Origin of the sequence: Streptomyces sp. NPDC007983 (assembly GCF_042958345.1) — a bacterium.
Classification (GTDB): domain Bacteria; phylum Actinomycetota; class Actinomycetes; order Streptomycetales; family Streptomycetaceae; genus Streptomyces.
On record NZ_JBIBJI010000002.1, the window covers coordinates 304,843 to 323,465 of the forward strand.

General features: G+C 70.8%; 21 protein-coding genes. 10 read left to right on the plus strand and 11 right to left on the minus strand.

Going from position 1 to position 18,623, the window contains the following annotated elements:
* The first annotated feature begins 70 nt into the window (after positions 1-70).
* Positions 71-1,201 carry an LCP family protein gene (locus ACFZCY_RS06235; RefSeq protein WP_391169864.1) on the plus strand — a complete coding sequence of 377 codons (1,131 nt, stop codon included), beginning with the start codon at positions 71-73 and terminating at the stop codon, positions 1,199-1,201.
* A 53-nt stretch (positions 1,202-1,254) separates the two neighbouring features.
* Here ACFZCY_RS06235 and ACFZCY_RS06240 read toward each other — a convergent pair whose 3' ends face one another.
* On the minus strand, positions 1,255-1,731 hold the full coding sequence (locus ACFZCY_RS06240) for an SRPBCC domain-containing protein (RefSeq protein WP_391169865.1): 477 nt from the start codon (positions 1,729-1,731) through the stop codon (positions 1,255-1,257).
* Between the two features lie 70 nt (positions 1,732-1,801).
* Here ACFZCY_RS06240 and ACFZCY_RS06245 point away from each other — a divergent pair, with 70 nt between their 5' ends.
* Complete coding sequence (locus ACFZCY_RS06245; RefSeq protein WP_391169866.1) at positions 1,802-2,038, plus strand: hypothetical protein; 237 nt, start codon at positions 1,802-1,804, stop codon at positions 2,036-2,038.
* 58 nt (positions 2,039-2,096) lie between these two features.
* Positions 2,097-3,326 (plus strand): MFS transporter, encoded by a 1,230-nt coding sequence (locus ACFZCY_RS06250; protein ID WP_391169867.1) that lies wholly within the window; start codon positions 2,097-2,099, stop codon positions 3,324-3,326.
* A 35-nt stretch (positions 3,327-3,361) separates the two neighbouring features.
* Here the strand turns inward: ACFZCY_RS06250 and ACFZCY_RS06255 are convergent, their stop codons facing one another.
* Positions 3,362-3,793 (minus strand): ATP-binding protein, encoded by a 432-nt coding sequence (locus ACFZCY_RS06255; RefSeq protein WP_391169868.1) that lies wholly within the window; start codon positions 3,791-3,793, stop codon positions 3,362-3,364.
* 187 nt (positions 3,794-3,980) lie between these two features.
* Between ACFZCY_RS06255 and ACFZCY_RS06260 the strand changes: the two genes are divergently transcribed.
* Together ACFZCY_RS06260 and ACFZCY_RS06265 are read left to right on the plus strand one after the other, a co-directional pair.
* Positions 3,981-5,261, plus strand: a complete 1,281-nt coding sequence (locus ACFZCY_RS06260) for a Tat pathway signal protein (protein WP_391169869.1) — start codon at positions 3,981-3,983, stop codon at positions 5,259-5,261.
* Positions 5,258-5,809, plus strand: a complete 552-nt coding sequence (locus ACFZCY_RS06265; RefSeq protein ID WP_391169870.1) for an N-acetyltransferase — start codon at positions 5,258-5,260, stop codon at positions 5,807-5,809. Before ACFZCY_RS06260 ends, ACFZCY_RS06265 begins: the two co-directional genes overlap by 4 nt.
* Here the strand turns inward: ACFZCY_RS06265 and ACFZCY_RS06270 are convergent, their stop codons facing one another.
* Both ACFZCY_RS06270 and ACFZCY_RS06275 read right to left on the minus strand, forming a co-directional pair.
* Positions 5,810-6,205 carry a nitroreductase/quinone reductase family protein gene (locus ACFZCY_RS06270; protein ID WP_391169871.1) on the minus strand — a complete coding sequence of 132 codons (396 nt, stop codon included), beginning with the start codon at positions 6,203-6,205 and terminating at the stop codon, positions 5,810-5,812.
* Positions 6,206-6,239: 34 nt separating this feature from the next.
* On the minus strand, positions 6,240-7,331 hold the full coding sequence (locus ACFZCY_RS06275; RefSeq protein ID WP_391169872.1) for an MBL fold metallo-hydrolase: 1,092 nt from the start codon (positions 7,329-7,331) through the stop codon (positions 6,240-6,242).
* An 86-nt stretch (positions 7,332-7,417) separates the two neighbouring features.
* Between ACFZCY_RS06275 and ACFZCY_RS06280 the strand changes: the two genes are divergently transcribed.
* A complete protein-coding gene (locus ACFZCY_RS06280; RefSeq protein ID WP_391169873.1) occupies positions 7,418-8,884 on the plus strand; it encodes an aldehyde dehydrogenase family protein in 1,467 nt (488 codons plus the stop codon).
* Positions 8,884-9,117, plus strand: coding sequence for a 4Fe-4S domain-containing protein (locus ACFZCY_RS06285; protein WP_391169874.1), 234 nt, complete (start codon positions 8,884-8,886; stop codon positions 9,115-9,117). Before ACFZCY_RS06280 ends, ACFZCY_RS06285 begins: the two co-directional genes overlap by 1 nt.
* A 204-nt stretch (positions 9,118-9,321) precedes the next feature.
* On the opposite strand, the gene ACFZCY_RS06290 is transcribed toward ACFZCY_RS06285, so the two are convergent.
* Together ACFZCY_RS06290 and ACFZCY_RS06295 are read right to left on the minus strand one after the other, a co-directional pair.
* The gene (locus tag ACFZCY_RS06290) at positions 9,322-9,948 is read right to left on the minus strand and encodes a response regulator transcription factor (protein WP_361490265.1); all 627 of its coding nucleotides are present in this window, start codon (positions 9,946-9,948) and stop codon (positions 9,322-9,324) included.
* A 234-nt stretch (positions 9,949-10,182) separates the two neighbouring features.
* Positions 10,183-10,797, minus strand: a complete 615-nt coding sequence (locus ACFZCY_RS06295; protein ID WP_391169875.1) for a TetR family transcriptional regulator — start codon at positions 10,795-10,797, stop codon at positions 10,183-10,185.
* Positions 10,798-11,148: 351 nt separating this feature from the next.
* Between ACFZCY_RS06295 and ACFZCY_RS06300 the strand changes: the two genes are divergently transcribed.
* Genes ACFZCY_RS06300 through ACFZCY_RS06310 form a run of 3 tightly spaced genes read left to right on the plus strand, consistent with a single transcriptional unit; the run spans position 11,149 to position 14,418 of the window.
* Positions 11,149-12,519, plus strand: coding sequence for a glycosyltransferase (locus ACFZCY_RS06300; protein ID WP_391169876.1), 1,371 nt, complete (start codon positions 11,149-11,151; stop codon positions 12,517-12,519).
* Positions 12,520-12,577: 58 nt separating this feature from the next.
* Positions 12,578-13,321: a methyltransferase domain-containing protein gene (locus tag ACFZCY_RS06305; RefSeq protein ID WP_391169877.1), complete on the plus strand. Its 744-nt coding sequence runs from the start codon at positions 12,578-12,580 to the stop codon at positions 13,319-13,321.
* The gene (locus tag ACFZCY_RS06310) at positions 13,318-14,418 is read left to right on the plus strand and encodes a prenyltransferase (protein ID WP_391169878.1); all 1,101 of its coding nucleotides are present in this window, start codon (positions 13,318-13,320) and stop codon (positions 14,416-14,418) included. Before ACFZCY_RS06305 ends, ACFZCY_RS06310 begins: the two co-directional genes overlap by 4 nt.
* A gap of 15 nt (positions 14,419-14,433) precedes the next feature.
* Here the strand turns inward: ACFZCY_RS06310 and ACFZCY_RS06315 are convergent, their stop codons facing one another.
* From ACFZCY_RS06315 to ACFZCY_RS06335, 5 genes are all read right to left on the minus strand, one after another.
* Positions 14,434-14,727, minus strand: a complete 294-nt coding sequence (locus ACFZCY_RS06315; RefSeq protein ID WP_063735096.1) for a hypothetical protein — start codon at positions 14,725-14,727, stop codon at positions 14,434-14,436.
* 38 nt (positions 14,728-14,765) lie between these two features.
* Complete coding sequence (locus ACFZCY_RS06320) at positions 14,766-15,776, minus strand: LLM class F420-dependent oxidoreductase (protein WP_391169879.1); 1,011 nt, start codon at positions 15,774-15,776, stop codon at positions 14,766-14,768.
* 133 nt (positions 15,777-15,909) lie between these two features.
* The gene (locus tag ACFZCY_RS06325; protein ID WP_391169880.1) at positions 15,910-16,740 is read right to left on the minus strand and encodes a hypothetical protein; all 831 of its coding nucleotides are present in this window, start codon (positions 16,738-16,740) and stop codon (positions 15,910-15,912) included.
* A gap of 161 nt (positions 16,741-16,901) precedes the next feature.
* On the minus strand, positions 16,902-17,810 hold the full coding sequence (locus ACFZCY_RS06330; RefSeq protein ID WP_391169881.1) for an N-acetylmuramoyl-L-alanine amidase: 909 nt from the start codon (positions 17,808-17,810) through the stop codon (positions 16,902-16,904).
* A 24-nt stretch (positions 17,811-17,834) separates the two neighbouring features.
* Positions 17,835-18,443, minus strand: coding sequence for a class I SAM-dependent methyltransferase (locus ACFZCY_RS06335; RefSeq protein WP_391170376.1), 609 nt, complete (start codon positions 18,441-18,443; stop codon positions 17,835-17,837).
* Between the last annotated feature and the right edge of the window lie 180 nt (positions 18,444-18,623).

Here is an 18,623-nt window from a genome sequence, read left to right on the forward strand (position 1 = left end):
CTTGCGCTGTTGAGGATGCTGTTCTCATCGACTTGCATTTACTCCCCAGGAGTAATGCAGACTGCCGGGCATGCGCCCATACGACAGCAGAAACGATGGTTACCAGAACCCCGCCACGCGTGCGATGCCGCAGGGTGGGGGTCCCGGTGCCCAGCCTCAGTACGGCGTCCCGTCCCAGTACGACGACTACTACGCCGACGATGAGCCGTACCGACGCCCACGCCGCCGCGGCCGGACCGTCAAACGTGTCCTGATCACCCTGGTCGTCGTCCTGCTGGTCGCTTCGGTCGCCACGTACTTCTGGGCCGACTCCAAGCTGCGCAAGGAGGTCGACCTCAGCCAGGTGATCGACCGCCCCGAGGCGGGCGACGGCACCAACTACCTGATCGTCGGCTCCGACAGCCGCGAGGGCATGTCCGACCAGCAGAAGAAGGACCTGCACACGGGCTCCGCCGAGGGCAAGCGCACGGACTCCATGATGATCCTGCACGACGGCTCCTCCGGCCCGACCCTCATATCCCTGCCGCGCGACTCGAACGTGACCATCCCGAAGTTCCGCGGCTCCGAGTCCGGGAAGATCAAGGGCCCCCTGGGCGCCACCAAGCTGAACGCCGCGTACGCCATGGACGGCCCGCAGCTGCTCGTCCGCACCGTCGAGGCCAACACCGGTCTGCACATCGACCACTACGCGGAGGTCGGCTTCTCCGGCTTCGCCAACATCGTGGACGCCATCGGCGGCGTCGACATGAACCTCAGCAAGGGCTTCAAGGACAAGCAGGCCGGCGCCGACTTCCAGGCGGGCGAGCAGACGATGAACGGGCAGCAGGCCCTCGCGTTCGTCCGCAGCCGGCACGCGTTCGCCGCCAGTGACCTGGAGCGCACGAAGAACCAGCAGAAGTTCCTGTCCTCCCTCGCCTCCCAGACCGCGGCGCCCGGCACCGTGCTGAACCCCTTCAAGCTCTACCCCGCCATGGGAGCCGGGCTGGACACCCTGATCGTCGACAAGGACATGAACCCGTACTACCTGGCCCAGATGTTCCTCGCCATGAAGGACGTCACCAGCAACGGGGGCAAGTCGCTGAACATGCCGACCTCGGGCAGCGTCGGCGGCAACCTCCAGTGGGACCAGGCCAAGGTCAAGCAGCTCGTGCAGCAGCTCAACAACGACGAGCCGGTCACCGTCACCGACAGCACCCCCTGACCCGCCCCTCCGCGCGCGAGCCCCCGCCCCTCGCGCGCGGAGACGCGAACGCGTTACTCCGCCGTGTCCGGGGCGCCCGCCTCGACGAACCGCGCGAGCTTCGCGAGCGCCATCCGCGTGCCGGTCTCGTTGTCGGCGGCGGGCACGCTGTCGGGAATCCCTTCGTGCACGACGAGGACATCGGTGCCACCGCGCGCGGCGGTGAGGGTGGTCGTCATCGTCATCGTGCCGCGCAGCGCGGGATCCTCGGCCTCGAACTCGATCGCCTCCACCACCCGCTCGTCCGGTACGAGCTGCACGAAACGGCCGCGGTACGTATCGGTGCGCGGGGCGGACTTGCCGATGCCGGTCGGCGCGTCGTAGATGAGCGAGACGCGGAACCTCCCGCCCTCGCGGGCCTCGAACTCGTGCACCCGGCCGCTCATGCCGTCCGGCACCCGCCACGCCGCGATCGCGCTCCCGTCCACCAGCGCCCGGTAGACGGCCGCCCGCGAAGCCCGCACATGCCCGGAGACCCTCGTGGTGTACATGGGGCGAATCTAGCCCCTCGGGCAGCCGGGTTCCGCCCAGTTTGCACCGTATCGAGCGCACTCGTCCGCGATGTCCGCCGAGACCACTGTCATCCGGGCCGACCGCGCCCCTGCGGGCAAGTTCGTGACCTGGGCCAAACAGCACCTCAACCTCACGATCAAAGCCGTCAGCCGGCGGTTGGTGACCGGCTGCACGTGCCCGCCCCAGCCGTCGGTGGCGGCTGGGAGGCAGTGGCCGATATGGCTGGCAGATGTGCGGCATCACCCGTGCCTCGAGACGGTGATGGCGCAGATCCGCCAGCCCTGAGTCACTGGAGCCTGTTGAACTGATCGCGCAACGCAGGTCTCATCACAGGACGGAATTCATGGCGTCGACAACCACTGCCACTACGCATTCCTTCGGGGCCGGCTTACCGACCCGATCACCCCTGATCGGATGGCTGGCCGTGGTCTCGGTAATGCTGGGCCTCTTCTCGATCGTCACCACTGAGATCCTTCCCATTGGTCTGCTCACTTCGATCGGGTCCAGCTTCACCATCTCCGACGGCATGGCAGGACTGATGATGACCATGCCCGGTTTCCTCGCGGCGATCTCGGCGCCGGTGGTCACCGTCGCAACCGCGCGCATCGACCGCAGACTGATGCTGTGCACGTTCATGCTCCTGCTGGCCGTGGCGGACTTCCTCGCCGCTGCGGCACCGGACTACTGGCTGGTGCTGGTGTCCCGCGTTGTGGTCGGCATCGTCATCGGAGGATTCTGGTCGATCGGCGCCGGGCTGGCCGAACGCCTGGTGCCGACCGAATCGGTTGGTCGCGCCACAGCGGTGATCTTCTCCGCGGTTCCTCTGGGCTCCGTGCTCGGAGTGCCGGCCGGTACCTTTCTCGGGGATCTGGCTGGCTGGCGGGTGGCGTTCATCGTCATGGGAGCGCTGACTATTGGTGTGCTTGTCATGCTGTCGCTGTTCGTGCCGATGCTCCCGCCGGTTCAAGCGACCCGCCTGAGCGTGCTGCGGTGTGCGTTCCGCAGCACTCATACCCGCGTCGCGCTGCTGCTGACATTCCTCATCGTTCTTGCTCACTTCGGCACCTACACCTACGTGACGCCGTTCCTTGAACAGGTCTCCGATGTGGGTTCCGGGCCGATCACCGTCTTCTTGATGATCTACGGTGCCGCCGGGATCGTCGGGAACTTCCTGGGCGGCGCCGTGGTGGGCCGCTGGCCGCGAGCCACTTTCGGCCTCGCCGCAGGCATGATCGCGGCAGTCACACTCCTGCTTCCGGTACTCGGCCGCTCGGAGGCCGGTGCCGTAGTCCTGCTGATCGGCTGGGGCGTCGCGTACGGGGCCGTTCCCGTCGCGTCTCAAACCTGGTTCTCCAAGGCGGCCCCGAACGCACCCGAGGCGGCCTCCGTGCTGTTTACCGCTTCCTTCCAGGCGACTTTTTCACTCGGTGCACTGGTCGGAGGGATCATCGTGGACCGCACCTCCCCGTCAACGGTCATGACACTCGGCGGCATTACGGCCATGCTCATGGTCGTTGCCGTAGTGGCCCACTTCGCACAACGTCTTACCTGGCCAGACCAATCCCAGGCCTGAACGGCGAATCGGAGCGCTCGGCTTCGTGGAGGTGGTCACGGCTTGCGTTCGACGCGCAGCTCGGACCAGACACGCTTCCCCCAGGGCAGCCGGTCGGTTCCCCAGCGGTCGGAGAGAGCCTCGACGATGCCGAGGCCGCGTCCGTTCTCGTCGTCGGCCTTCGCCGTCCTCCGTACCGGGAGCCTGCGGGACTTGTCGATGACGGCGATCCGAACCCAGCGCGGGCCGGGGCGGCTCACGGTGACGCGCAGACAGCGGCTGCCGCTGTGCACGACGGCATTGGCGACCAGCTCCGACACGATCAGCTCCGCGGAGCCGATGAGATCGGACAGCCCCCAGGCACCGCACGCCGCACGAACCAGCCGCCGGGCGCCTATCGCCGACGCGGCCTCGCACGGCATGGTCTGGCTGTAGGCGGGCCGACCGGTCGCGGCGGGGCGTACGCGATGAGCGGGCTGCGGGGGCATCGTGGATCCTTCCTGGCAGGGCGGTGCGTGGAGCGCGGCGTGGACCGCCGCGTCCGTGCTCAACCAGGTAACCGATGGAGGCAACGGGTCGGGCATGCCGCTTCGGGCAAAGGCCCATGGGGCCCGGGGTGTCGTTTTGACCCTTTCGTTTTCCCTGTGTGTCGGATCAATGCCTTAACGTCCTGTCATGGAGCGGACACGGAACGAGGCGCTTGCCGCCTGGATGCTTGAGCACCAGGTCACCGCCAACGAACTCGCGGACCGGGTGAACACCGCGATCGCCGAGTTCACGGGCTCCTATGGCACCTGCACGGAACGAGGGGTGTTCCGGTGGCTTTCGGGCGAGATCACGTGGCCGCATGCGCGCCAACGCGTTGCGTTGGAGCGGGTCACCGGCCGAACATCGCTTCAACTGGGTTTCCGACCGAGGGCCCGGCAACCCGGCCCGGCCCCGGTGTCACCGGAGGAGGACCCCGTGTACCGACGTGCCTTCCTCGCGGCGGCGACGGCCGCCGGAGTATCCGCCACCGCCCCCGGGGAGGGCCCGCCCCGAAGGGTGGGCATGGCCGACGTGGCGCGCTTGAACGCCGAGTTGGCCAACCTCGTGACGGCAGACCACCGGCATGGTGGCACGGTCACGCACGAGCAACGGGCGGTCGACCTGGCCCGGAAGACCCTGGAGATGCAGCGGCACGGCAGCGCCAGTCAGCGCGTACGCGGACATCTCTACGCGACGGCGGCCGCGTTCACCTCCAGCGCGATGTGGGCCGCGATCGACGGTCGGCGACTGGACAGCGCACAGGAGCATCTGCATCGCGCCGTCACCTTGGCGGGGCTCTCCGGAGACCCCGCTGCTCAGTTCCGTATCTGGAGCCACGCGGGCATGCTGTACCGGCAATTGGGGCGCCGCACCGATGCCGTAGCCGCCAGAGAGGCGGCACGCTCCACCAGCATCGTCCGCCGCGACCCGCTGTACCTATCCCTCGCGCACGCCCGGATTGCCATCGCGCACGCGGATGCGGGCGAGGCCACAACCGCTTTACGCAGTCTCGGTCACGCCCAGGACGCGCTGAACCGTGCTGACGTGGCGTTACCTCGTCCACCGTGGTTGGACTTCTACGATCAGGCCGAATGGGAATCCCTGGCCGTGACGGTTCACCTCGGGCTCGGTCGATGGGCCGACGCCGAGGCGCACGCCCACCGGAGTCTGGCCCTCCTCCGCCCTCAATTGGTCCGCAACCGCGCCATGGTGAGCGCACAGCTCGCCCGGGCTCAGCTCAAGGGTGGGGCGGTGGAACCCGCCGTTGCCACCGCATTGGCGATCCCCACTGAAATGGCCCTGAGCAGTGGGCGCCTCCGTGGTCTCCTCGACGGATTCGGCAGTCGTCTGGAGGCCGTGGCGCCGCGCACCCCCGAAGCCCGCGCCTGGGCAGATCACATCCGCAGCCTCAGGAGGACCACAGCATGACGGAACCCACTTCCCCCGACTTCCGCCACGTCACGGATGTCGAGCAGGTGCGTCAGCTCCTGCTCGATGTGCACGTCGAGGTGCGAGGCGACTTCGGCCTCCTGGCCCAGCCGTTCCAGCACGTGGACCGGTTCAACGAACGCCTGAGCGGCTACGCCGCACGGCCCGGCTGGGAAGCCGTCCTCGGTCACGTGAAGGGAGAGGCGGCCGGATATGCCTTCGGCGTCCCTCTCGCCCCCACCACCCGCTGGTGGGCCTCCATGATCAACCCGCTTCCGGAGGACTTCACCACGGAGACCGGCACCCGCACCCTGGCCCTCAACGAGGTTCTGGTGCGCAAGCCATGGCGTGGCACGGGTATCGCCCGGCGCATCCATGACGAGCTGATCTCCGGCCGGGCCGAGGAGCGCGTCGTCCTTCTGGTCAATCCCCAGCACGGTGACGGCAAGCTGAAGGCGGTGTACGAGGGGTGGGGGTACGGACACGTCGGAACGCAGCAGCCGTTCCCCGATTCCCCGGTGTACGACGTCATGGTGCGACCGCTCTGATCAGTCGCTGAGATCCACGCGCACGGTCAGCAGGTCGTTGCCGAGGGCGCGGACCGCCGCGCTGTTGTAGCGGGGGAGGGTCTTGAGGCGGGCGCGGGGGTCGTCCTCGGGGAGGGGGTGGGCGGTGCCGGGGTGCCAGGTGCCCTTGATGCGGACCCGGACCCTGGGGTCGGCCCGGAGGTTCCGTACGTACTGCGACTTGTCTCCGAACTCCGAGACGAACCAGAACGCGTCGCCGACGCGGCGTCCGCCGACCGGGGTGCGCCGGGGCAGACCGGATGTGCGGCCGGTGGTCTCCAGGAGGGTCTGGAACGGCAGCCGGGAGGCGAGTGGGTTGGCGACGCGCCGCTGGAAGGTCGTGACGACGCGGTGCTTGAGCTCGTGGTGGCGGGACATCCGTGGCCCTCTCGTTCGTCGGTCGGTGATCGCCTCAGCGCGCCTGGTAGGCGACGGGGTCGGTGCCGGGCACGGGTTCGGCCCGGCCCAGGTTGACCAGGCGGCGGAGGTGGGCCTCGGCCTCGGACACGGCGATGTTACGGGAGCCGTAGGGGATGTCGGGCCAGGGACGGTTCCACTCCATGCGCTCGGCGAGCTGCCAGGGGGTGAGCGGCGCGGCGAGGAGGGCGCGCAGGTTTTCGAGGCGGGCCTCGTGGTGGTCGAGGAGGGCGCGGACGCGGGCGGGGGCGTCGGTGAAGGCGTGCTGGTGGGCCGGGAGGACTTCCGCCGGGTCGAGGGCGGCGACGCGCTCCAGTGAGCTGAGGTAGTCGCCGAGGGGGTCGGTGCGGTGGGTGTCGGTCGGGTCCTCGTACAGGCCGATGTGCGGGCTGATCTCGGGGAGGAGATGGTCGCCGGAGAAGAGCCGGCCGTGGCCGCGAAGGGTTGCGGGGTGGGCCTCTTCCAGGTGGAGGCAGATGTGGCCGGGGGTGTGGCCGGGGGTCCAGATGGCGCGGAGCCGGCGGCCGGGGAGGTCGAGGAGCTCGCCGGGGGCGATCTCGCGGTCGGGGAGGGCGGCCCGTTGTCCCGGGAAGTCCGTACGGCCTTCGGTGCGGGCGGCGCGCAGCGGGGCGAGGTGGTCCTCGGGGGCGCCGGCCGCGGCCAGCTTTTCGGCCAGGTAGTCGAGCCAGAGGGTGGGGTCGGCCTCGCGGGTGCGGCGTACGACGTGGGCGTCGGCGCCGTGCATCGCTATCCACGCCCCGGAGGCCTCCCGCACCTGGCCGGAGAGGCCGTGGTGGTCGGGGTGGTGGTGGGTGACGAGGATGCCGTGGATCGCGGAGACGTCGGTGCCGCAGGCGGCGAGCCCGGCGGTGAGGGCGTCCCAGGCGGTCGGATCGTCCCAGCCGGTGTCGATGAGGACCGGCCCCCGGTCGGTGTCCAGGAGGTGGACGAGGGTGTGGCCGAGCGGGTTGTCGGGGATGGGGACGGGGATGCTCCACACCCCGCCGCCGTGGTCGGTGACGTCGGTCGCCTCTGGCACGGGGTGCCCCTTTCCGCGAGTGCGGCCGAGCCGCGGCAGCGCATGCATTGCTGACTATAACGGGAACTGGTATCAGTTCTGATGCATCGTCAGATATGCGATGTGCGGGCAGTCTTCGGCAGGAGGCATCAGCGATGGGCGACCTCATCGAGTACGGGCAGCTCTTCATCGGCGGGGCGCTGGTCGATCCGGCCGGGGCGGAGACCATCGAGGTCGTCTCGCCGCATACGGAACAGGTCATCGGGCGGGTTCCGCACGCCGCGCGGGCCGATGTGGACCGGGCGGTCGCGGCGGCGCGGCGGGCGTTCGACGAGGGGGAGTGGCCGCGTACCTCCCTGGAGGAGCGGATCGCCGTCGTCACGCGGATCAAGGACGCGGTCGCCGTACGGCATGAGGAGATCGCGAAGGTCATCAGCGCGCAGAACGGCTCGCCGTACTCCTGGAGCGTCCTCGCCCAGGCGCTCGGCGCGATGATGGTGTGGGACGCGGCGATCACGGTGGCGCGCGGCTTCACCTTCGAGGAGCGGCGGGCCGGGGTGCTCGGGCCGCTGCTGGTGCGGCGGGAGCCGGTCGGGGTGGTGGCGGCGGTCGTGCCGTGGAACGTGCCGCAGTTCGTGGCGGCGGCGAAGCTGGCCCCGGCGCTGCTGGCGGGGTGCTCGGTGATCCTCAAGCCGTCGCCGGAGACGCCGCTGGACGCGTATCTGCTGGCGGAGATCGCGACCGAGGCGGGGCTGCCGGAGGGGGTGCTGTCGATCCTTCCGGCGGACCGGGAGGTCAGCGAGTACCTGGTCGGGCACCCGGGGGTCGACAAGGTGTCGTTCACGGGGTCGGTGACGGCGGGCAAGCGCGTGATGGAGGTGGCCTCGCGCCGGCTGACCCGGGTGACGCTGGAGCTGGGCGGCAAGTCGGCCGCGGTGATCCTGCCGGACGCGGATCTGGAGGCGGCGGTCGCCGGGATCGTGCCCAACGCGTGGATGAACAACGGGCAGGCGTGCGTCGCCCAGACCCGCATCCTCGCCCCGCGCAGCCACTACGACGAGCTGGCCGAGCGCTTCGCGGCCGCCGCGTCGGCCCTGGTGGTGGGCGATCCGCTGGACCCGGCGACCCAGGTCGGCCCGCTGGTGGCGCGGCGCCAGCAGCGGCGCTCGCTGGACTACATCGCGCTCGGCCAGCGCGAGGGCGCCAAGGTACTGACGGGTGGCGGGCGTCCCGAGGCCCAGGAGACGGGGTGGTACGTGGAGCCGACGCTCTTCGGGGACGTCGCCAATACGATGCGCATCGCCCGGGAGGAGATCTTCGGCCCGGTCATCTGCCTGCTGCCGTACGGGGACGAGGAGGAGGCGGCCCGGATCGCCGACGACTCCGACTACGGGCTGTCGGGCAGCGTCTGGACGGCGGACGTGGCGCACGGCATCGACTTCGCGCGGCGCATCCGCACCGGTACGTACTCCGTGAACACCTTCAGCCTGGACATGCTCGGGCCGTTCGGCGGCTACAAGAACTCCGGCCTGGGGCGGGAGTTCGGCCCCGAGGGGCTGTCGGAGTATCTGGAGCACAAGATGATCCACCTGCCGCAGGGGTGGGACGGTGAGCAGAGCTGATGGGGGACCGCTGGCGGGTCGAGGTCGACCGCGACGTCTGCGTCGGCTCGGGGTTCTGCGTGAGCAGCGCCCCCGAAGGGTTCCGGCTGGACGCGGCACGGCAGTCGCATCCGGTCGAGCCGGAGGCCGACGCGTCCGAGGCGGTGCTCGTGGCGGCCGAGGGCTGCCCGGTCGAGGCCATCGCGATCCGGCTGCTCGAAAGCGGCGAACAGGTCTTCCCGCCGGATGAGTAGCGGGCGCGCGGAGAGTGCGCGAGGGCGGGCCCTCCGGGGACGGTAGGTCCGCTTCGGTAGGCATGGGTCCCGCAAAAGACGTACGCCTTCTGCGGCGGCGTCCGCGACACCCTCCACCATCGGCACGAGTCGGACCCCGGCGGTGGCTACGACGGAGCCGGTACGGAGACCGGCACCGCCGTCAAGGCCGCCCCGGACCGGCCGTCAGACCCAGCCCTCACACCGTGAGATGCGAATGGCGTCCACCCGGTTGCGTGCCCCGGTCTTACGGGTGATCGCGGCCAGGTAGTTGCGTATCGTCCCGTTGGACAGGTGAAGGGTCCGGGCGATCTCCGCGATGGAGGCGCCGTCGGCCGCGAGTGACAGGACGCCCAACTCGCGCTCGGTCAGCGGGATCTCCGCCGCCTTGAGGAAGCCGTAGCCCAGCGAGTCATCGATGAACCGCTCCTGCTTCGCCACGTGCCGGATGCCGTCCAGCAGCCGCTGGGGCGGGGCGTTCTTGTCGATGTACCCGAGGGCCCGGGCCTTGTGCGCGCGGCGCAGCTGGCCGGGGCGCCCGGCGTTGGCCAGCACGAGCAGCCCGGACTCGGGGCCGCTCTCCTCCGCCGGGGCCTCCGCCATGAGCTTGGCCAACTCGCCCTTGCGCGCGGCCTTGTCGGAGCCGGGGCAGTCCGTGTCGACCACGCAGACGTGCGGCCGTAAGGAGCGTGCTCTGCTACGCGCGTCACGCCATGCGGCGGAAACCACCTCGAACTCAGGTTCGGCTTGTATCAGTGCGGCCAAAGCGGACCGCAGCAGGTATGAATCATGTACCAGAAGAACCCGTATCACGGAGTTCTTCACCCCCTGTAGACGTTGATCCGTCGCACGCCGTCGTCGCTCTGTCGCGCGCCGTTCATGAATACCGGGATTGCCCAACCCGTGAACGCGATATTTGCGCCAAAGGGGGGCGTGCGGGCGCACACAGTGCTGCCTCCGTGCGCCCCAAGAGCGCAACGCGCGCTGTTTGCGCCCCTTTCGCGCCCATCGCGTCTCGCAGCGCGATCGGCGAAATGGATAAAAGGGTCAGGCGTGCTCTGTTGGCGCCGTCAGATCGATCAGTCGGCAGACAGTCTCGATATCGATTTTCACCTGGGCGATCGAGGCCCGCCCCGACAGCCAGGTGATCAGCGCCGAGTGCCAGGTGTGCTCGATGACCCGCACGGCGGACAGCTGCTCGGCCGTCGGCGGACCCTCCAGCCCCATCGCGTCGAGGATGATCGCGGTGGTGAGCCGGGAGACCATGTCCACCTCGGGGCTCACCGAGCGGTCGGCGAAGGTGAGGGCCCGTACCATCGCGTCCGCCAGATGGGGTTCGCGCTGCAGCGCGCGGAAAGCGCGCATCAGGGTCTGGGCGACCCGGGTGGCCGGGTCCTCCTCGGTCGGCGGGCGCTTGCGCAGCGTCTCGTGCATGTGCTGCAACTGGTCCTGCATGGTCGCGACCAGCAGATGGACCTTGGACGGAAAGTAGCGGTAGAGGGTGCCGAGCGCCACGCTGGAGTGCTCGGCCACCTCGCGCATCTGGACCGCGTCGAAGCCGCCGCGGCTGGCCAGCCGGGCACTGGCGTGCAGGATGCGCCGACGGCGCGCCTCCTGCCGCTCGGTCAGCTGCAGGGAGGCCGGCTTGACTTCTGCGGTCATTTGTCTCACTTCGGGTGCATAGTGTCTGCGCTGCGGTTGACAAACGGACACCGTGCATGATGGCAGGGTCGGCCTAGGGGCGCGAGTCAGTGAAACTCGTTCTAGGGTCGCGTGTCGCTCGAGCCCGCCGTCCGTCGCGTTTGCCGGGCTCGCGCCGATATGACCCCGTCCCCGTGAACGGCCGCCGCACGCAAGGGGCTACCGAGTGGTAGGGATCACCCGTCCCGGCGCCGGGAGCGCTGGGTTCGCCAGGTATCTTCGAGACTTCTCGGGCTATCCGTTAGTGAAACTTGTTCTAGATAATCGTGAGCGGCTACGCTCCCGCTGACGTGCATCAAGGGAGGGGCGCGAGTGACCGCAGAGGCCGCGCAGGAGACCGGAGTCGACCCACTTCGGACGGCGCCCCCCACGGCCGCCGCGGAGGACCGGGATCAGGCCGGCGACCGGCCGCTGCGCATCGCGCTGCTGAGCTACAAGGGGAACCCGTTCTGCGGAGGCCAGGGCGTCTACGTACGTCATCTCTCCCGCGAACTCGCCCGGCTCGGCCACACCGTCGAGGTGATCGGCGCCCAGCCGTACCCGGTGCTCGACGCCGAGGACGGCGTGACCCTCACCCGGCTGCCCAGCCTCGACCTCTACCGCCAGCCCGACCCGTTCCGCACGCCCGGGATCGAGGAGTACCGGGACTGGGTGGACGCCCTGGAGGTCGCCACCATGTGGACCGGGGGCTTCCCCGAACCGCTCACGTTCAGCCTGCGCGCCCGCCGCCATCTGGCCGCCCGGCGCGGCGCGTTCGACGTCGTCCACGACAACCAGACCCTCGGCTACGGGCTGCTGGGCATGGAGCGGACCGGCTTCCCGCTGGTGACCACCATCCACCACCCGATCACCGTGGACCGTCAGTTGGAGCTGGACGCCGCGGACGGCTGGAAGCGCCGCCTGTCCGTACACCGCTGGTACGGCTTCACGCGCATGCAGAAGCGGGTGGCCCGGCGGCTGCCCTCGGTGCTCACCGTCTCCAGCTCCTCGCGCCGGGAGATCGTCGAACACCTCGGCGTACGGCCCGGGCGCGTGCACGTCGTCCACATCGGCGCGGACACCGGGCTCTTCTCGCCCGACCCCGCCGTGCCGGTGATCCCCGGCCGGATCGTCACCACCTCCAGCGCCGATGTGCCGCTCAAGGGGCTGGTCCACCTGGTAGAGGCGCTGGCGAAGGTCCGCGCCGACAACCCCGACGCCCACCTCGTGGTCGTCGGCAAGCGCCCCGAGGAGGGGCCGGTGGCCGCTGCCATGGCCCGCTACGGGCTCCAGGGCGCCGTCGAGTTCGTCAAGGGCATCAGCGACCCCGAACTGGTCGACCTCATCCGCGGCGCCCAGATCGCCTGCGTGCCCTCCCTGTACGAGGGGTTCTCGCTGCCCGCCGCCGAGGCCATGGCCACCGGCACCCCGCTGGTCGCCACCACCGGTGGCGCGATACCCGAGGTCGCGGGCACGGACGGCGAGACCTGCCTGGCCGTACCGCCCGGCGACGCGGGCGCGCTCGCCACCGCCCTCAATCGGCTGCTGGCCGACGCGGATCTGCGCAGGCGCCTCGGCGCCGCCGGACGCGAGCGGGTGCTGCGCCGCTTCACCTGGGAGCAGGCCGCCCGCGGCACCGTCGAGCACTACCGCGCGGCGATCGGGGGACAGGCCCGCGCCGCACGGACCCGCGCCGCGCGCTGACCGCCGCCCCCTGGCCCCGATTCGATCCGACGACCCCGCCTGACGAAAGCAGACCCCCGTGCTGACCGTCGATTTCTCCCGCTTCCCCCTCGCCCCCGGCGATCGCGTCCTCGACCTGGGCTGTGGCGCCGGGCGCCATGCCTTCGAGTGCTACCGGCGCGGTGCGCGGGTCGTCGCGCTCGACCGCAACGGCGATGAGATACGCGAGGTCGCGAAGTGGTTCGCCGCCATGAAGGAGGCCGGTGAGGCCCCCGCCGGGGCCACCGCCACCGCCATGGAGGGCGACGCGCTGGCCCTGCCGTTCCCGGACGACAGCTTCGACGTCGTCATCATCTCCGAGGTCATGGAGCACATACCGGACGACAAGGGCGTGCTCGCCGAGATGGTGCGGGTGCTGCGCCCCGGCGGCCGGATCGCCGTCACCGTGCCGCGCTACGGGCCCGAGAAGGTGTGCTGGGCGCTGTCCGACGCGTACCACGAGGTGGAGGGCGGCCACATCCGCATCTACCGCGGCGACGAGCTCCTGGAGCGGATGCGCGAGGCCGGACTGCGGCCGTACGGCACCCACCACGCGCACGGGCTGCACAGCCCGTACTGGTGGCTCAAGTGCGCGTTCGGGGTCGACAAGGACGGTCAAGAGGCTCCGCTGCCGGTGCGCGCGTACCACAAGCTGCTGGTCTGGGACATCATGAAGAAGCCGCTGGCCACGCGGCTCGCCGAACAGGCGCTGAACCCGCTGATCGGCAAGAGCTTCGTGGCGTACGCGACCAAGCCCCGCACCTCCCGCGAGGACCAGGCGTGACGGCGCGCGGCCCGCGCCCCGGCCCCCGTACCGAACGGCTGGCGCTGCCGGGCGTCCTCACCGCCGAGGAGGCCCTGCGCACGGTCGAGGGCATCGCCGCCGTCCAGCGTGCGGACGGCGCCATTCCGTGGTTCCGCGGCCACCACCTCGACCCGTGGGACCACGTCGAGGCCGCGATGGCGCTGGACGCGGCGGGCGAGCACCAGCGCGCCGAGGCCGCCTACCGCTGGCTCGCCGACCACCAGAACCCCGACGGCTCCTGGTACGCCGCCTACCCCGACACCCCGGCCGGGGTGGCCGCCGACGCCCCCACCGACCGCGCGCGCGAGACCAACTTCTGCGCGTACGTGGCCGTCGGCGTCTGGCACCACTACCTGGCCACCGGCGACGACACGTTCCTCGACCGGCTGTGGCCGACCGTCGTCGCCGCCGTGGAGTTCGTGCTGGGGCTGCAGCAGAGCGGCGGCCAGATCGGCTGGCGGCGCAAGGGCGACGGCACCGTCGACCCGGACGCCCTGCTCACCGGCTCGTCCTCCATCTACCAGGCCCTGCGCTGCGCGCTCGCCATCGCCGAGCACCGCGAGGACCCGCAGCCGGACTGGGAGCTGTCCGCGGGGCTGCTCGGGCACGCGATACGCCATCACCCCGAGCGCTTCCTGGACAAGAACCGCTACTCGATGGACTGGTACTACCCGGTCCTCGCCGGTGCCCTCACCGGCCCCGCCGCCACCGCCCGCATCGAGGCGGGCTGGGACCGCTTCGTCGTCCCCGGCCAGGGCATCCGCTGCGTCTCGCCCAACCCCTGGGTCACCGGCGGCGAGAGCTGCGAACTCGCCCTGGCCCTGTGGGTGGTCGGCGAATCCGACCGCGCGGTGGAGATCCTGCGCTGGATCCAGCGGCGGCTGCGCGCGGACGACGGGATGTACTGGACGGGATACGTCTACGAGGACGACGCGGTGTGGCCCGAGGAGCGCACCACCTGGACCGCGGGCTCCCTGCTGCTGGCCGTGGCCGCGCTGGGCGGGGACGAGGCGACCACGGCCGTCTTCAGCGGCGAGCACCTGCCGCGGGGGCTGGACTCGGACTGCTGCGCGTAGGCGCTGTACGGGTCCTCAGCCGCGGCGGATGCGGCCGGCCACGGCGTGCCCGATGAACAGGTACACCACGGCGGGCAGCCCGTAGTTGAGGACCGTCCGCAGCCAGTCCGTGTCCATCGTGAACAGGTCGTGGGACCAGCCCGCGAGCCAGCCCGCCGCGTCGCGGACCACGGTCACGAGGTCGTTGGCGGGGTTGGCGTCCAGAAGGGCGAAGAGGATCCACAGGCCGAGGATCACGGCGGTGATGTCCGCGACGACCATCACGACGGTCGCCGCCTGATTGTTTCCGTAGCGATAACTTCGGGACATGTCCGGACGTGTTGCCCCGCCGTGCGGAGCCAAACCACCTACCCGGCCAGTTTCGCCAGCACCCGCAGCGTCCGTTCGTCCGGCGCGATCACCAGCAGATCCGTCACCGGGCCCTCGCGCCACAGCTCCAGCCGCTCCGCGATGCGTCCGCGCGGGCCGATCAGGGACACCTCGTCGGCGAAGGCGTCCGGCACCGCCGCGATCGCCTCGTCGCGGCGGCCCGCGAGGAACAGCTCCTGGACCCGGCGCGCCTCGTCCTCGTAGCCCATGCGGGCCATCAGATCGGCGTGGAAGTTGCGGGCCGCGTGGCCCATGCCGCCGATGTAGAAGCCGAGCATCGCCTTCACCGGCAGCAGTCCCTCCGCGATGTCGTCGCACACCCGCGCCTGGGCCATCGGCGCCACCATGAAGCCGTCGGGCGCGGTGGCGAGGGCCGCCTCGTACAGCGGGGTCCGCCGCGGCGACCAGTACAGCGGCAGCCAGCCGTCGGCGATGCGCACGGTCTGGGCGATGTTCTTCGGCCCCTCGGCGCCGAGCAGCACCGGGAGGTGGGGGCGCAGCGGGTGGACGATGGGCCTCAGGGGTTTGCCGAGGCCGGTGGCGTCCGGTCCGGCGTACGGATGCGCGTGATAGCGCCCGTCGAGCCGTACGGGCGCCTCGCGGCGCAGCACTTGCCGGATGACGTCGACGTACTCCCGGGTGGCGGTGAGCGGGCTCGCGGGGAACGGCCGCCCGTACCAGCCCTCCACGACCTGTGGCCCCGACAGGCCGAGGCCGAGCATCACGCGCCCGCCGGAGAGGTGGTCGAGGGTGAGCGCCTGCATCGCGGTGGCGGTGGGGGTGCGCGCGGCCATCTGCGCGATCGCCGTGCCGAGCTTGATACGGGAGGTGTGGGCGGCGATCCAGGTGAGCGGGGTGAAGGCGTCCGAGCCCCAGGATTCGGCGGTCCAGACGGAGTGATAGCCCAACCGCTCGGCCTGCCGGGCGAGCTCCAGATGGCGGGGGTCGGGGCCGCGGCCCCAGTAGCCGAGCGCCAGGCCGAGCCGCATGACAACCCCTCTCTGACGTCACGTCAGGTCGCTTGCCGCCTGGACTGTACGGCCCGGGTGCACACATGGCAACGGGCGGGAAAGCGGACGGCCCCTCGCCCGGTAGTGGGCGAGGGGCCGTGTCATGGGGAGCTCAGCCGCGCTGGATCCCGGTGGTGTCCTGGAGTACGCCACGCCGCCCGTCCTGGGTCTGCGCGACGAGCGCCTGCCCGCGCTGCTCGACGGCCAGGTACCAGGTGCCCGGGGCCAGTTCGGCGATCGTGCCGGACGAGCCGTCCTCGGCGTACAGCGGCCGGGTCACCGGCACCGCGAACCAGAACGGCGCGAAGTCGGAGCCGCCCGCCGCCGGGGCCGGGGCCGGGGCCGGCTGGCCCGGCTGACCGCCGAAGGAGGGCTGACCGGGGCCGCCCTGCGGCTGACCGGGCTGGGCGCCGCCCGGGCCCGGGTAGCCGTAGCCCGGCTGCGGGGCCTGTGCGCCGTACGGGGCCTGTGCGCCGTACGGGGACGGGGCCGCCGGAGCGGAGGCGTTCATCAGCGGCGCCTTGAGGGCCGGGACGCGCGGGGTCGCGATGACCGCCGCGGCACTGGCGAGGGTCGCCACCAGCGCGAGAATGGCGCCGACACCGGGGCTGAGCTTGTCCGGCGTGACCATGAGCGACCACAGCGAGTCCCAGGCGGCGACCACGACGAAACCGGCGCCCCACTGGTCGAGGGTGAGCCCGCTGACCTTACGGCTCTCGGGCTGGAACCGCCCCGCGATGACCAGCCCCGCGCCGATCAGCCCGATCAGGAACACCGACGGAAGGACGACCAGGAGCAAGTCCGTGTCCCAGCCATTCGGCATGTCGGTGCAGTACGCGCCGTCACAATCGGCCGAGTAGAAGTCGAGGAAGGAGGCGATGAAGAGCAACACCGCTGCTCCGATCACCACGCCGTCGCCTCGAGTGAGCGAGCGGATGTTCAACGTGAGTCCTTTGTCGTTTTCTTGTATGCGGAATGCTGCCGCCAGGCGCGGTGGCGCGAAGGCGTCGGGGGTGGACCCATCGTACGGGGGAATCAAGCTGCTGAGACCGGGGGTGGGGCATCGGTATCCCGGTCGTGACCTCGCGTTCGGTTGTTGGAGACTTAGCGGTTCAAGAAGTCCGTAATGCCCTGCGCGATGCCGAGGGCCGCGCGCTCACGCCACTTCGGATCGGTCAGTTCCGACGCGTCTTTCGGGTCGCGCATATTGCCGCACTCGATGAACACTTTCGGAACGGTGGAGAGATTGAGACCGCCGAGATCGCCGCGGACATTCAACCCGCTGCCGTCACCGATGTAGTCGGCGGGCGCACTGCCGGTGGCATCCATGAATTCACTGCGCACCCGTTCGCCGAGCAGCCGGGAGGGCGCGGCGATGTTCGAGGTGTCGGCGCCGCCGCCGCGTACGGACTTGGGGAGGATGACGTGGAAGCCGCGATCCCCGGCGGGGGCGCCGTCCGCGTGGACGGACACCACGGCGTCGGCGTGCGCGCTGTTCCCGATCCGCGCGCGCTCGTCCACGCACGGCCCGTACGAGCGGTCACCGTCCTGCGTGAACTTCACCGTCGCACCGCGCGCTTCGAGCAGGGCGCGGGCGCGGCGGGAGACGTCGAGGGTGAAGGCCGCCTCGGAGTATCCGGCGTCGGTGGCCGTGCCGGTGGTGTCGCACTCCTTCTTGTTGGTGCCGATGTCGACGCGGCGGGCGATCTCGGAGGTGTGATCGCGGTTGTCCGGATTGTGGCCGGGATCGAGCACCACGACCTTGCCGGTGAGCGACTTGCCGTCGGTCTCGTTCTTGGGCGAGGCCGACGGTGGCTGGGGAGGCAGCGGGGATGAGGTGGACGAAACGGTCGGAAGGGAGGAGGCCGGTGCGCCGCCGCCGTTGTTCTGCCCTGACCCCATGGTGTCCCACACCAGCCAGCCGCCGAGGCAGACGGGTGCCAGGGCGGCCAGCACGAGGGCGAGGGTGCCGCCGCGGCGGCCGGACGCGGAGGGGAAGCTGCCTTTCGACACGTCGGCGATGGTAGCGGCTGCGGGTCAGGCGGACGGGGTGGTCCCGGTACCGGTCCCGGTACGGCGCAGCACGCGCAGCGAGCGGGTCGCGGAGACCTCGGTGAACGCGCCGGAGGCGAGGGCGCGGCGGTAGATCCGGTACGGGGCCTGCCCGCCGTCGGCCGGGTCGGGGAACACGTCGTGGATGACCAGGAGTCCGTCGGGCGCCACGTGGGGCGCCCAGCCCTCGTAGTCGGCGGCGGCGTGCTCGTCGGTGTGCCCGCCGTCGATGAACACGAGTCCCAGTGGCTTCCCCCATACCGCGGCGACCTGCGGGGACCGGCCGACGGCGGCGATGACGTGATCTTCGAGGCCCGCGGTGTGCAGGGTGCGGCGGAAGGTGGGCAGCGTGTCCATCCGGCCGACCTCGGGGTCGACGACCTCCGGATCGTGGTACTCCCAGCCGGGCTGCTGCTCCTCGGAGCCGCGGTGGTGGTCGACGGTGACGGCGACCGTGCCGGTCGCGCGTGCGGCGTCGGCGAGGAGGATCGTGGAGCGGCCGCAGTACGTGCCCACTTCGAGCAGCGGCAGGCCCAGGCGCCCGGCGGCGTCGGTGGCGGCCGCGTGGAGGGCCAGGCCCTCGTCGGTGGGCATGAAGCCCTTGGCCGCTTCGAAGGCGTCGAGGACTGCGGTGGCGGGTCGGGTCACGGTGTCATCCTGCCGTATGGGGGCCGGGGTTTCGTTGCCGGGTGCGGGCCGGTGGACGGTTTGTGCCCACCCGTCCCGCCCCGCGGGACGATTGCCCACAGACCGGCGGGTCCGGTGCCCGTGAAT

Coding starts and splice junctions, on each gene's coding strand:
- ACFZCY_RS06235 (WP_391169864.1), top strand. CDS start 71: ATGCGCCCATACGACAGCAGAAACGATGGTTACCAGAACCCCGCCACG.
- ACFZCY_RS06240 (WP_391169865.1), bottom strand. CDS start 1,731: ATGTACACCACGAGGGTCTCCGGGCATGTGCGGGCTTCGCGGGCGGCC.
- ACFZCY_RS06245 (WP_391169866.1), top strand. CDS start 1,802: ATGTCCGCCGAGACCACTGTCATCCGGGCCGACCGCGCCCCTGCGGGC.
- ACFZCY_RS06250 (WP_391169867.1), top strand. CDS start 2,097: ATGGCGTCGACAACCACTGCCACTACGCATTCCTTCGGGGCCGGCTTA.
- ACFZCY_RS06255 (WP_391169868.1), bottom strand. CDS start 3,793: ATGCCCCCGCAGCCCGCTCATCGCGTACGCCCCGCCGCGACCGGTCGG.
- ACFZCY_RS06260 (WP_391169869.1), top strand. CDS start 3,981: ATGGAGCGGACACGGAACGAGGCGCTTGCCGCCTGGATGCTTGAGCAC.
- ACFZCY_RS06265 (WP_391169870.1), top strand. CDS start 5,258: ATGACGGAACCCACTTCCCCCGACTTCCGCCACGTCACGGATGTCGAG.
- ACFZCY_RS06270 (WP_391169871.1), bottom strand. CDS start 6,205: ATGTCCCGCCACCACGAGCTCAAGCACCGCGTCGTCACGACCTTCCAG.
- ACFZCY_RS06275 (WP_391169872.1), bottom strand. CDS start 7,331: ATGCATGCGCTGCCGCGGCTCGGCCGCACTCGCGGAAAGGGGCACCCC.
- ACFZCY_RS06280 (WP_391169873.1), top strand. CDS start 7,418: ATGGGCGACCTCATCGAGTACGGGCAGCTCTTCATCGGCGGGGCGCTG.
- ACFZCY_RS06285 (WP_391169874.1), top strand. CDS start 8,884: ATGGGGGACCGCTGGCGGGTCGAGGTCGACCGCGACGTCTGCGTCGGC.
- ACFZCY_RS06295 (WP_391169875.1), bottom strand. CDS start 10,797: ATGACCGCAGAAGTCAAGCCGGCCTCCCTGCAGCTGACCGAGCGGCAG.
- ACFZCY_RS06315 (WP_063735096.1), bottom strand. CDS start 14,727: ATGTCCCGAAGTTATCGCTACGGAAACAATCAGGCGGCGACCGTCGTG.
- ACFZCY_RS06320 (WP_391169879.1), bottom strand. CDS start 15,776: ATGCGGCTCGGCCTGGCGCTCGGCTACTGGGGCCGCGGCCCCGACCCC.
- ACFZCY_RS06335 (WP_391170376.1), bottom strand. CDS start 18,443: ATGCCCACCGACGAGGGCCTGGCCCTCCACGCGGCCGCCACCGACGCC.